Origin of the sequence: Jiangella muralis, assembly GCF_001270745.1 — a bacterium.
Lineage (GTDB): Bacteria > Actinomycetota > Actinomycetes > Jiangellales > Jiangellaceae > Jiangella > Jiangella muralis.
In genome coordinates, this window is record NZ_KQ434753.1 from 33,264 (window position 1) to 45,717 (window position 12,454).

7 protein-coding genes are annotated in these 12,454 nt (G+C 74.5%); 4 read left to right on the plus strand and 3 right to left on the minus strand.

The annotated features are described in order from the left end of the window. Positions 1 to 24: 24 nt before the first annotated feature. Both ACW62_RS05930 and ACW62_RS05935 read left to right on the plus strand, forming a co-directional pair. Positions 25 to 4,743, plus strand: coding sequence for a golvesin C-terminal-like domain-containing protein (locus ACW62_RS05930; RefSeq protein ID WP_053203181.1), 4,719 nt, complete (start codon positions 25 to 27; stop codon positions 4,741 to 4,743). A 22-nt stretch (positions 4,744 to 4,765) separates the two neighbouring features. Then, positions 4,766 to 5,896, plus strand: coding sequence for a mandelate racemase/muconate lactonizing enzyme family protein (locus ACW62_RS05935; RefSeq protein WP_205629166.1), 1,131 nt, complete (start codon positions 4,766 to 4,768; stop codon positions 5,894 to 5,896). A 13-nt stretch (positions 5,897 to 5,909) separates the two neighbouring features. Here ACW62_RS05935 and map read toward each other — a convergent pair whose 3' ends face one another. Together map and ACW62_RS05945 are read right to left on the minus strand one after the other, a co-directional pair. Then, positions 5,910 to 6,674 (minus strand): type I methionyl aminopeptidase, encoded by a 765-nt coding sequence (map, locus tag ACW62_RS05940; RefSeq protein WP_053203183.1) that lies wholly within the window; start codon positions 6,672 to 6,674, stop codon positions 5,910 to 5,912. An 18-nt stretch (positions 6,675 to 6,692) separates the two neighbouring features. Continuing rightward, positions 6,693 to 7,445 carry an SDR family NAD(P)-dependent oxidoreductase gene (locus ACW62_RS05945; RefSeq protein ID WP_053203184.1) on the minus strand — a complete coding sequence of 251 codons (753 nt, stop codon included), beginning with the start codon at positions 7,443 to 7,445 and terminating at the stop codon, positions 6,693 to 6,695. A gap of 55 nt (positions 7,446 to 7,500) precedes the next feature. Here ACW62_RS05945 and ACW62_RS05950 point away from each other — a divergent pair, with 55 nt between their 5' ends. Both ACW62_RS05950 and ACW62_RS05955 read left to right on the plus strand, forming a co-directional pair. Then, the gene (locus tag ACW62_RS05950; RefSeq protein ID WP_053203185.1) at positions 7,501 to 8,661 is read left to right on the plus strand and encodes a mandelate racemase/muconate lactonizing enzyme family protein; all 1,161 of its coding nucleotides are present in this window, start codon (positions 7,501 to 7,503) and stop codon (positions 8,659 to 8,661) included. Positions 8,662 to 8,668: 7 nt separating this feature from the next. Then, positions 8,669 to 9,439 (plus strand): NAD-dependent epimerase/dehydratase family protein, encoded by a 771-nt coding sequence (locus ACW62_RS05955; protein ID WP_157574441.1) that lies wholly within the window; start codon positions 8,669 to 8,671, stop codon positions 9,437 to 9,439. Positions 9,440 to 9,470: 31 nt separating this feature from the next. Here the strand turns inward: ACW62_RS05955 and ACW62_RS36140 are convergent, their stop codons facing one another. Then, positions 9,471 to 12,392 (minus strand): ATP-binding protein, encoded by a 2,922-nt coding sequence (locus ACW62_RS36140; protein WP_169792000.1) that lies wholly within the window; start codon positions 12,390 to 12,392, stop codon positions 9,471 to 9,473. Positions 12,393 to 12,454 lie beyond the last annotated feature (62 nt).

Here is a 12,454-nt window from a genome sequence, read left to right on the forward strand (position 1 = left end):
GCCCCTTCACGGAAGGTCTGGCCCATGCACGAGGTACCCCGGGCGGCAGCCTGCCCGAATCCGAGTCTGTCCCGCCGCACCGCGATCCGCCTGCTGGTCGGCGCGGCCGTCCTGCCACCGGTGGTGAACGCGTTCGGCATCCGCACCGCGTCCGCCACGACGGCCGCCGCGGACGGTCAGGCGCCGCTGCCGGACGCGCTGCGCCGGCTGCCGATGCCGAACCTGGCCACCGAGCCCGCCGCGACCATCACCGGCGACCGGCACCGGGTGACGTTCCACCGCGCCACCTGGGACGGCGGCCACACGTTCGTCCGCGAGCTGGAGGTCCGCACGCCCGGCGGCTGGCTGCGCGTCACCGATCCCGCCGCGCGGTTCGACGAGCAGTGGATCGTGCTGACCGGCGACGAGGGCAACCCCACCGACTACTACACGTCGATGACGCCGAACTGGGTGGCGTTCGACTCGCTCGCCCAGATCGACGCGCACACCGTCGAGCTGCGCAGCACCCCGCCGGACGGCTACGACCTCACCGTCCGCTGGTCGCTGGCCGGCGCCAACCCGGAGCTGCAGTGGACGCTCACCGCGGGCGCGGCCGGCCAGTACGTCGTCGGCTACCAGTCGGTCGACGCCGTCACCCCGGACGACGTCGACGAGGTGCTCTGCGGGTCGTGGCAGCACGCCCGGGTGATCGGCGGAGCTCAGTCGCTGGGCGCGTGGGAGCTGTTCGCGCCGATGTCGCTGACGCAGCGCCGCATCGGCGATCAGGACGTCACGCTGGGCGTCTATACACCCGGCGAGGTGCTGCTGTTCGAGCACGAGCGGGAGCCGGGCCCGGACGGCCAGCCGTTCGGGATGAGCCTGCGCAACGACGACCGCGACGTGCAGCCGGTGGTGTTCGCGCCGCAGGCCGGCCGCCGGGCGCCGCTCGCCGCCGGTGAGAGCCGCGGGTACGCGTTCGGGCTCTACGCCGGCTCGGCCACCGTCTACGAGGCCTACACGGACCTCGTCCGCAACGAATACGGCTACACCGACTACCGGCGCAACGCCTATGACACGTCGCTGACCGACACCGTCCACAACCTCATCGACCTGGTGCTGGTCGAGCCGGACGGCGACGACAGCGAGTCGTTCGTGCCGTCGTTCAGCGGCTGGTGGAACCGGGCCAAGGGCTTCGTCGACATCGAGAACGACCAGGCCGTGCGGACACCCATCGCCGGTGTCCTGCTGTCGGCGTACCACCTGACCGGCGCCGCCGGGCTGTACGAGCGGCGGGCCCGGCCGCTGGTGGAGTACCACCTGTCCCGCGCCAACCACGGCAGCACGCCGGTGAAGGGCGCGCTGGTGTACGGCAACCCCGACCTCTACCGCATCGGGCGGATCCCCGGCGACGCGTCGACGCTGGTCCCGCTGTACGAGCAGACCCGCGGGCAGAACGCCGGCATCCACGCGCTGGCGAAGGAGCTGATCCGCCAGCGGCCCGGGCGCGACGCCCGCACCCCGATGAGCACCCCGCTGCAGGCCTACGTCCTCACCGGCAACGAGGCCTACCTCGCCGAGGCCCGGGCCGAGGCGCGACGGCTGATCCGCGACCAGATCATGCGGGCGTACACGACGAACGCCGCCGAGAACGAGTTCGGCTACCACTACGTGAAGGCCTGGACCGAACTGCTGGTGCTGTTCGAGCTGACCGGTGAGCAGGAGTTCCTCGACGGCTCGTACCGCGAGGCGCAGCGCTATCTCGGCGTGATGAACGTGCGGCCGGTCCCGGACACCACGGTCACGGTGCCGAACCAGCCGTTCATCGACAACCAGATCGACTGGTGGAAGACGCCGCTGCTGCCCGACTACCCGCAGACGACGGTGCCGAGCGAAGAGGTGCCGGCGTGGATGGTGTCGTCCTCCGGCGTCACGTTCGAGCAGTTGTCGACGTTCAAGGTCTCCGCGGGCGCGGTGAACCCGGGCGGCGGCTTCACCTGGATTCCGGCGTGGGCGCCGTTCTTCCTGCGCCTCGCCCATCACACCGGCGACGACCTGTTCCGCGACGTCGCGCACAACCTGGTGGTCGGCCGGTTCACCAACTACCCCGGCTACTACAACCGGCAGTTCAGCGTCGCGCACATGAAGCCGGACTTCCCGTACCAGGGACCGCCCGGGGCCGGCGGCATCTACTTCCACCACATCCCCGGCCAGCTCGGCCTGGCGCTGGACTACCTGATCACCGAGCATCAGACCCGGTCCGGCGGCGCGATCGACTTCCCGCGCCAGTTCGAGACCAACTACGTGTTCTTCAAGTACGCGACCTACGGGCACGCGCCCGGCACCTTCCACGGCGAGGACGGCGTCTGGCCGTACTTCCCGAAGGGACTGGTCGTGCTCGACAACCCGCAGGTCAACTGGCTGACGGCGGTCGGAAACGGCAGCCTCTACGTCAGCCTGACGAACGAGAGCGAGACCGCCGAGCGGGTCACCGTCGACGTCGCCACCGCGGGCACCGGGTTGTCCCGGCGGGCCCGCAACCAGGTCGAGGTGCTCAGCGGTGACGGCGTCCGCGCGGCGGCGACGCTGCGCGGCGGCCAGGTCACGACGACGGTGCCGGCGAAGGGGCACGCGGCGCTGGTGGTGCGCGACGTCGACATCGACGTGCCGTGGCACTGGACCAGCGACACCGCCGACCAGAGCGCGGACAGCCACCACGACGAGTACCTCGACCCGGCCACGAACGACGGCCTGGTGCGCGCGCTGCTGCTGGTCCGGCCGGACCGCTCCGGCTACGACGCCTACGTGCAGGTCGACGTCGAGGAGCCGGCGACGGCAGCGCTGACCTACGCGCTCGGCGACGCGCCGTCGCAGCAGGCGCCGGCCAAGGTGTTCCCGTACGAGTGGAGCATCCCGGTCGACGGCCTGACCACGCCGTTCACGTACCAGGTCGGCTCCGGGTCGCGGACGACGGCCGAGCACACGTTGCGGCTGCCGGTCGCCGTGACCGGCGTGCTGCCGGACGGGACGGCGGCCGCCGGCGAGCTGAGCGCGGCGCCGGACACCACGCCGGGCGACGTCGTCCGGGTCCGGGCGCGGGTGCGGGCCGGTTCGGCCGAGCTGGCCGGCGCCGCGGTGGCGCTGAACGTGCCGTCCGGGTGGACGGCGGCGCCGGTGGGCGACGTACCGGCGACGGTGCCGGCCGGCGGCTTCGCGGACTGGACGTTCGACGTCACCGCGCCCGCGGCGGCGACTGGGACGGTCGCGCTGGCGGGCACGGCGACCTGGACCGGCGGGAGCGCCGAGCTGGCGCCGTCCGCCGTCGAGGTGCTGGCGCCGCTGAAGCTCCCCGTGGCGACCGCCGTGCCAGCGCAGCTGGCGGCGCCCGGCGACGCGACCGAACTGACCGTCGCCGTGCTGAACGTCGGGCCGCTGCCACGGTCGGGCACGCTGCGGGTGACGGTGCCGGCCGGCTGGCAGGCATCGGCGACGGAGATCGAGTTCGACGTGCCGGGACGCGAGGAGCGCGAGTACACCGTCACGGTCACCTCCGCCGCGGGCGCGGCGCCCGGCACCGCGCACCGCGTCACCGTCGCCGTGGACGGAGCGGCGCAGCAGGCGGCCACCGTCCGGATCGCCGGCACCGACATCATCATCGACAACGCCGACGAGTGGCCCCGCTACGTCGAGACCGGCTGGTGGCTGCCCAGCACGCTGGCCGGCTGGAACCGCACCGCGTCCCGGTTCAGCGAGGAGGGGCGGCTCGGCGGCGCGGCCACCTGGAACCCGGAGCTGCCCGCCGACGGGGCCTACGACGTGGCCGTCTGGTACCCGTCGAACGAGGCCACCACGAGAGAAGCCGTCTACGTCGTCCACCACGCCGACGGCGAGGACGAGGTCGTCGTCGACCAGCAGCAGGACGCCAACGGCTGGCGCACGCTCGGCCGGTACCGGTTCACGGCCGGCACCGGCGGCTACGTGCGCATCGAGGTCCGCAACCCCGGCTTCCACCGGGTCGACGCGGCCCGGTTCCTGCCCGTCGACGCGGCCGGCCTGCTGCCGGTGCTGTCCGGCCTGACCGGCGCGGACGTCGCGGCGCCCGGCGGCAGCACGACGGTGACGGCGACGTTGCGCGCCCAGGACGGCACCCCGGCGCGGGGCTCCGCGCGGCTGGCCACCCCGGCCGGCTGGACGGTCACTCCCGCGGAGATCCCGGTCGACCTGGCCGGCGGCGCGACCACGACCCTGGAGTTCCAGCTGACCGCGCCGGCCGACGCCGTCGCCGGGACGCTGCACGAGCTCGCGCTGTCGGCGGCCGGCGCCGAGGCGGCGATCGCCGTGGCCGTCGGGACGCCCGATCCCGCCGCCGCCATCGTCGTCGATGACGAGGACGCCGGGTACGCCGATACCGGCGGCTGGAGCGCCAGCAGCCTGGCCGGCCACGACGGCAGCCGGTCGCGGTTCGCCGGCGGCGGCAGCGGCGCGGTCGCCACCTGGTCCCCGGAGCTGGCGGCGGCCGGCCGCTACCGAGTGAGCGTCTGGTACCCGACCAACTCGACCACCACCCGGGCGGCCGTTTACACCGTGGTCGGCGCCGGCGGCGAGGAAACCGTCGTCGTCGACCAGCAAGAGGGTGGCGCCAACTGGCGTCCACTGGCCATCGTTGACCTGGACCCCGCGACCGCGGCGGTCCGGCTGACCGCACAGAACAGCGGCCACCATCGTGCCGACGCGGCCCGGTTCGAGCCCGTCGTGCCCGCGCAGTGAGGACGGACAACAGGTGAAGAGCATGGTGATCGCGGCGGTCGAGGCGTTCCCGCTCCGGCTCGCGCTGGACGGCACGCCCGGCCGCGGCGGCCCCGACTACCAGGCGCCGCACGATCGGCCGACCATCTACTCGCCCAGCCGCGAGACGGTGTTCGTCCGCATCGAGACGACGGACGGGCTGGTCGGCTGGGGCGAGGCGCTGGTGCCGGTCGGGCCGCGGGTGGTCGCCGCGATCGTCGAGGACCTGCTCACCCCGGCGCTGCTCGGCGCCGACGCGGCCGACGTGCGGCCGCTGCGGTACCGGCTGGGCGAGCTGATGCGCGAGCGCGGCCACCTCGGCGGCCACCAGGCCGACGCGCTGGCCGCCGTCGACATCGCGCTGTGGGACCTGCTCGGGCGGGCGACGGGGCTGCCGGTCGCGTCGCTGCTCGGCGGGGCGTTCCAGCGGCGGATCCCCAGCTACCTCACCGCCACCGGCACGGCGACCACGCCGGAGGAGTTCCGGCGGCACTGGTCCGACGGCGTGCGCCGGTTCAAGCTGCACCTCGGGCCGGACGTCGACGAGGCGCTGGAGGTGTTCGACCGCGCGGCCGCCGTGCTGCCGGACGCCGCGTTCGCCGTCGACGTGCACTGCCGGCTCGACGGCGCCTCCGGGCTGCGGCTGGCCCGCGAGCTGGCGGCCCGCGGCGCGTGGTTCCTCGAGTCGGCGCTGCCGGCCGAGCACGCCCGCGGGTACGCCGCGCTCGCGGCCGCCGCCGACCTGCCGATCGCGGCCGGCGAGGCGCACCGGCACCGCTACGAGGTGGCCGACTGGCTGGCCGTCGACGCGCTGGACCTCTACCAGCCCGACATCGGCCGCACCGGCATCACGGAGGGCAACGCCATCGCGACGCTGGTCAACACGGCGTACCGGCCGATCCTGCCGCACCACTCGGCGGCGCTCGGGCTGGCGCTGGCGGCCGGCCTGCACGTCGCGGCGGCGGCGGACAACGCGCCGTACTTCGAGTACGCGCCGGCGACGGTCGAGCTGGCCAACGCGCTGCTGGCCGAGCCGATCGTCGCCGAGCCCGACGCGTACGTGCTGCCCGACGGGCCCGGCCTCGGCGTGGTGGTCGACGAGGACAAGGTCCGTGCCGCCGTCGTCGAACGCTGACCGGCCGGTGCCGTCAGGGCGCCGTCAGCACCTCGACCCCGTCCGGCGTGATGGCGATGGTGTGCTCGCTGTGCGCCGTCCGCGACCCGTCGGCGGACCGGATGGTCCAGCCGTCCGGGTCGTAGACGATGCGGCTGGAGCCGGCGGCGAACCAGGGCTCGACGGCGAAGGTGAGGCCCGGGCGCAGCGGGTAGCCGCGGCCGGGCCGCCCGCTGTTGGGCACGGCCAGGTCCTCGTGCATGGTGCGGCCGATGCCGTGGCCGCCGAACTCCCCGTTCGGCGTGTAGCCGTAGGCCCGGGCCACCTCGGCGATGGCGTGCGAGACGTCGCCCAGCCGGCCACCGGGCCGGGCCGCCGCGATGGCCGCGGCCAGCGCCTCCTCCGTCGACCGGATCAGCCGCAGGTCGGCCTCGCGCGGCGTGCCCGCGATGACGCTGATCGCGCTGTCGCCGGCCCAGCCGTCCAACTCGACCGCGAGGTCGAGGCTGAGCAGGTCGCCGTCGCGCAGCGTGGCGTCGTGCGGCAGGCCGTGCAGGACGGCGTCGTTCAACGACAGGCAGATCACGTTGCGGAACGGCCCGTTGCCGAACGACGGCGCGTAGTCCCAATAGCAGGAGACGCCGCCGCCGGCCGCGATCAGCTCACGCGCGCGGTGCTCGATGTCGAGCAGGTTCACACCGGGCCGGACCATGCTGCGCAGCTCGGCCAGGATCTCTGCGACGAGCCGGCCGGCCGCGCGCATCTTCGCGATCTCGGCCGGCGTCTTCAGTTCGATCATCACGTACCTCCGGTATTATCATACCGGTGGCAGGAATCGGGCCCTCATCTCGGGCCGGGCGAACGCCGACGGGCTGGAGATCGTCAGCCCGCCGTCGACCGGCAGCGCGACGCCGGTGACGAACGAGGCGGCCGCACTGGCCAGGAAGTGCACCACCTCGGCCACCTCGGCCGGACGGCCGGTGCGGCACAGCGGGTAGCCCTCCTCGAGCCCCGGCCGGTCGTCGGCGTCGGTCGTGATCAGGCCGGGCACCACGGCGTTGACCCGCACCCCGCGCGGGCCGTAGTCCAGCGCGAGCTGGCGGACCAGCCCTTCCAGCCCCGCCTTCGCGGCGGCGTACGCGGGCAGCCACGGCGACGCGACCCGTCCGTTCACCGACGACACCGCGACGATCGACGAGCCACGGCCGAGGTGCGGAAGTCCCTGCTTGCAGACCTGGAACGCCGTCGTCAGGACGGCGCCGAGGGCGGCCTGCCACTGCTCGTCGGTGGTGTCGGTGAGCGGCGCGGTCGGCTGGGCCGCGGCCGCCGGCACGATGACGTCGAGGCGCCCGGCCCGCTCCAGCACCGCGTCGACGACGTGGCGGGCGCCGGTGGCAGTGGTGCAGTCGGCCTCGAGGTGGGCGGCCAGCGACGGATGCTCGAGCGGCTGGACACTGACGCCGACGACGGTGTCGCCGGAGGCGGCGAACCGGTCGGCGATGGCCCGGCCGATCTCGGACGACGCACCGATCAGCAGGACACCGCGTCCGGACACCCCGACCTCCCCCATGCCTGCCTCCCATACCTGCACAACTAGTGCACTATTAGCATGACACTATCACCATATGGATAACGAGCTGGGGCTGCCGATGAGGATCACCGAGGTCGAACCGCTGGTCATCGCCACCGGGACCGGGACGTACCTGCTGGTCGTCGTGCACACGGACGCCGGCCTGCACGGGCTGGGCGAGGTCGGCATGCGGTCGCGGCCGCGCGCGGTGCTCGGCGCGCTGGCCGACTTCGCCGACCTCGCCGTCGGCACCGAGGCGCACCGCATCGAGGAGCTGTCGCAGCTGTTCCTGCGCGGCGGCTTCTTCCCCGCCGTCGGCGACGTCGCGGCGGCCGCGGCCGGCATCGACCTCGCGCTGTGGGACCTGCGCGGCAAGGCGCTCGGCGTCCCCGTCCACGAGCTGCTCGGCGGCGCCGTCCGCGAACACGTCCCCGCCTACGTGCACGTGCAGGGGCGCGGGCTGGCGGAGTACCTCGACCACGCGCACCAGCTGGTCGGGCAGGGCTGGCGGCACCTGCGGATCGGGCTGCAGCCGCCGGCCGAGCCGGTGCTGGAGCCGCGGGCGACACTGCGCGCGAACATCGCCGACTTCCACGGCCTGCGCGACGCCCTCGGCGACGACGTCGAGCTGCTGGTCGACGTGCACACCCGGCTGGACCCGGCCGAGGCGGCCGTCTTCTGCCGCGAGATCGAGCCGGCCCGGCCGTTCTTCGTCGAGGACCCGCTGCGGGCGGAGAACCTGGACGCCTACCGGACGCTGCGGGCGCGGACCGCGGTACCTCTGGCGGCCGGCGAACAACTGACGACCCTGTGGGAGTTCCGGCCGCTGCTCGAGGGCGACCTCGTCGACCACGCCCGCATCGACCTCGCCAACACCGGGCTCACCCAGGGCCGGAAGATCGCCGCGCTGGCCGAGGCGCACCACATCCAGATCGCGACGCACAACCCGCTCGGCCCGGTCTGCACGGCGGCGTCGGCCCACTTCAACGTCACGCTGCCGAACGTCAGCGTGCAGGAGCAGGGCCACCCGCACGGCTGGGCCGACGACCCGCTGGTGCCGGCCGGTCCGCTGGTCTCCGCCGGCGCCGTCCGTCCGGGCGACGGTCCCGGGTTCGGCGTGGAGATCGACCTGGCGGCGGCACGCCGGGCGGCGGCCGGCGAGCTGGGCCCGCCGCCCCGCTACCGTCGTCCCGACGGATCGCTGACGAACTGGTGAGGTGCGCATGACCGCGGTGCTCGTGACCGGCGCGGCCGGGAACGTCGCCGGGATGCTCCGGCCCGGCCTGGACGGCCTCGACCTGCGCGCCGTCGACACCCGCGACGTGACCGGCTGGCCCGGCGCCGACGTCCGCGTCGGCGACCTCGCCGACCCCGCCTTCACCGCCGCGGCGGTCGAGGGGATGGACGCGGTCGTACACCTGGCCGCGAACCCGTCGCCCGGCGCATCGTGGCCGCAGCTGCGCGGGCCCAACGCTGACGCCGTCGTGACGCTGCTGGACGCGGCCTGGCGGGCGGGGGTGCGGCGGGTGGTGCTGGCCAGCTCGGTGCACGCGATGGGCGGCTACGTCGCGGCCGGCCTGCCCGGCGGGGTGCTCGTCGACCCGGCGTGGCCGGTGCGGCCGTGCTGCACGTACGGCGCGAGCAAGGCGTTCGCGGAGGCGTACGCCCGCACCGTCGCCGACGGCGGCGGGCCGTCGGTGCTGTGCCTGCGCCTGGGCGGCGTGCTGCCGCTGCCCTTGGACACCGGCAACCTGCTGGCCTGGCTCTCCCCCGGCGACCTGCGGCTGCTGGTGCGGTCGGCGCTGGCGGCGGACGTCAGGTACGGCTGCTACTTCGGGGTGTCGGCCAACACTCGCGGTGTCTTCTCCTACGCCAACGCGGCGGCCGAGCTGGGCTACCGGCCGGAGTCCGATGCCGAGACCTACGCCGCCTCCGTTGCCCCCGGCGACGGCGGCTTCTGCCGCTGGCGCGACGAGGAGGCGCCGACGGCCTGACCCGGCGGATCTTCCTCCCCGCCCCCCTGCTTCAGGAGGCGGCGGTGTCGAGCAGGCCGTCGCGATGGGCGATGGCGGCCGCCTCGCCGCGGCCGGACGCGCCGAGCTTGGCCAGGATGTTCGACACGTGCACGCTGGCCGTCTTGGCGCTGATGAACAGCTCTTCACCGATCTCGCGGTTGCTCCGCCCCGCCGCCACCAGCCGCAGCACCTCGTGCTCGCGCACCGTCAGCCCGGACGGCGCCGCGGGGGCGGGCACGCCGGAGACCAGCGGCAGCTGGGCCCGCCGCGAGAACGCGTCGATCCAGCCGCGGTACAGCCCGGCGCCCACGGAGTCGGCTTCGGCGGCCGCCTGCCGCAGCGCGTCGAGGGCGTCGTCGCGCCGGCCCGCCCCGACCAGCGCCTGGCCGAGCCGGAACCCGGCGTACACGACGAGGTGCACCGGCCCTTCGGCCGCCCGCAACGCCGTCAGCGCCCGCTCCCACGCCAGCACATCGGTGCCGCCGGCGCCCGCCAGCTCGGCGTCGACCAGCACCGTCCACAGGACGACCGGCCAGCCGCGGGACGCCTGGGCGACGAGCGCCCGCAGCCATGCGGCGTCGGCCGCGAACCCGTCCGCGGCGCCGCCGGCCGCCGCCTCGCCGGCGGCGCGGACCCGGGCCCCCAGCGCCTGCGCCCCGGCGAACGCCAGCGGCAGGTCGTACCCGGGCACCGCGACCTCGGCCGACCGCCCGACTTCGGTGGCGACGGCGGACCAGGCCCGCTCGGCATCGCCCTGGGCGAGGGCGACGTCGGCTTCGAGGCGAGCGACCAGGCGGCTGTCCTGCGGCAGCACGACACGGCGGGTCATGCCGGCCCGCAGCCGGTCTGCGGCGGCGGCCGCGGCGGTGACGTCGCCGCGCCAGAGGAGGAGCCAGGCCTGCAGGCCGATCATGTGCCGCTCGTGGTTGGGCGGCGGCACCAGTTCGAGGCCGCGCTCGATCATCCGCTCGGCCCGCTCCCAGTCGCCCAGCGCCATCATCGGCTCGGCGGCGTTGCCGGCCAGCACGACGCCGGAGGTGCGCTTGCGGCCACGCTTGCGGGCGTGCTCGTAGCCCTCGGTGGCGACGTCGACGGCGTCGCGGTAGCGGCCGAGCAGGAAGTAGGCGTCGGATAGGTTGACGAAGTAGCGGTGCAGGTGGTCGGGGCCGGCGGTGGCCGTGGGCCCGGCCCGGCGCAGCTCGTCGAGCGCCTTCTCGACGTCGCCCAGGTGCATCCAGGCGGAGCCTCGGGTGATCTGCGCGGACGCCACGACGCGGTCGAGCCCGATGGCGGTGGCGACCCGCTCGGTCTCGTCGGCGACCTCCAGCGACTCGGCGAAGCGCCAGTCGAGCATGAGCATGGTGGCCAGCCAGTCGAGCGCCTCGGCCCGCTGCACCGACGGCTCGGCCGGGATCAGCTCGCGCGCCTCCATGAGCGCTTCGATGGCGCCGGGCCGGCCCAGCCGGTTCTTCACGCTGCCGAGGTGCGCCAGCAGCCAGCCGGCCCGAACCGGGTCGGCGGACCGGTCGACCAGCCGCAGCCCCTCTTTCACCAGCGACAGCGTGCGCTCGGTCTCGCCCGCCGCGTAGGCCTCGGTGGCCGCCCGGATGAGGAGGTCGAGGCGGTCGCTGCCGGCCACCCGCTCGGGCTCGGCGACCTGGTCCCACAGTTCCAGTGCCCGTTCGAGCAGCTGCTGCGCGGTGGCGTGAGCGTAGCTGCGGACCAGCTCGTCGGCCGCCGTGATCGACCACGCGAACGCTCGCTCGACGTCGTGGGCGGAGTACCAGTGGTGCGCGATCTCGGCCGCGGTGGGCGTGCTGGGCATCAGCTCGGGGTGTGCCTCGAGCGCCTGCGCGTACCGGGCGTGCTTGCGTGCGTGCTCGCCCGGCAGCATGTCGGCGTGCAGGGCCTCGCGCAGCAGCGCGTGCCGGAACGCGTAGCCGTCGCCGTCGACCACGATGACGCCGGCCGAGACGGCCTCGCGCAGCGCGGTCTCCAGCGGCCCGGACTCCTCGCCGGCGACGAACTCGAGGACGGAATGGTCGACGCGGTTGCCAGCCGCCGACATCAGCCGCAGCAGCCGCTGGGTGTACTCGGAAAGCGGCTCGACCCGGACCAGCAGGAGGTCGCGCAGCGACCCGGGGAGGTCGCCGCAGTCGTCGGCGTAGGCCAGCTCCTCGACGAAGAACGGGATGCCCTCGCTGCGCCGGACGATGCGGTCGACATGGGACCGCTCCGGCGGCCGGCCCAGCAGCTCGCGCAACTGCTGGACGACCTCGTCGGCGTCGAGCCGGGGCAGCTCGATGCGGTGCACCTGGCGCAGGCGGTCGAGCTCGGCCAGCAGCGGCCGCAGCGGATGGCCGCGATGCAGTTCGTCGGAGCGGTACGTGGCGACGATCAGCAGCTGGGCGTCGCGCACCCCGCGGATGAGGAAGCGCAGGAGGTCGCGGGTGGCGCTGTCGGCCCACTGGAGGTCCTCGAGCACCACCACCAGCGGACGTTCGGCCGCGACCCGTTCGAACAGCGACGTGACCACCTCGTACAGCCGGCCGCGGCCCTCGGGCCCTTCGGCCGGCGCGACGCCCACCTCGGGCACCAGCCCGGCCAGCACGTCGCCGCCGGGGCCGGCCAGCTCGAGCAGCCGCTGCGCCCCGAACTCGGCGTGCAGCCCGCGCAGCGCGCCCACCAGCGGCGCGAACGCCGGACCCTCGCCGTCGAGCGGGACCGACTGGCCGGCGACGGTGCGGGTGCCACCGGCGACCACCTCGGCCACGAACTCCTCAGTCAGCCGCGTCTTCCCGATGCCGGCCTCGCCGCCCAGCAGGACGGTGACCGGCTCGCCCGCACACGCGGTGGCGTAGGCCTCTCGGAGGTCGGCGAGCTGCCGTTCCCTCCCGACCAGGCCCACGGTGCGGGTGACGTGAATGACCACGCCGTTCATCCTGCCACCCGCCACCGACAGCCCCATACGAATTTCCCTCCAGCAGACCGCGC

What these genes read in the sequence shown, in the direction of transcription:
- ACW62_RS05930 (WP_053203181.1), top strand. Translation starts at nt 25, where the DNA reads ATGCACGAGGTACCCCGGGCGGCAGCCTGCCCGAATCCGAGTCTGTCC.
- ACW62_RS05935 (WP_205629166.1), top strand. Translation starts at nt 4,766, where the DNA reads ATGGTGATCGCGGCGGTCGAGGCGTTCCCGCTCCGGCTCGCGCTGGAC.
- map (WP_053203183.1), bottom strand. Translation starts at nt 6,674, where the DNA reads ATGATCGAACTGAAGACGCCGGCCGAGATCGCGAAGATGCGCGCGGCC.
- ACW62_RS05945 (WP_053203184.1), bottom strand. Translation starts at nt 7,445, where the DNA reads ATGGGGGAGGTCGGGGTGTCCGGACGCGGTGTCCTGCTGATCGGTGCG.
- ACW62_RS05950 (WP_053203185.1), top strand. Translation starts at nt 7,501, where the DNA reads ATGGATAACGAGCTGGGGCTGCCGATGAGGATCACCGAGGTCGAACCG.
- ACW62_RS05955 (WP_157574441.1), top strand. Translation starts at nt 8,669, where the DNA reads ATGACCGCGGTGCTCGTGACCGGCGCGGCCGGGAACGTCGCCGGGATG.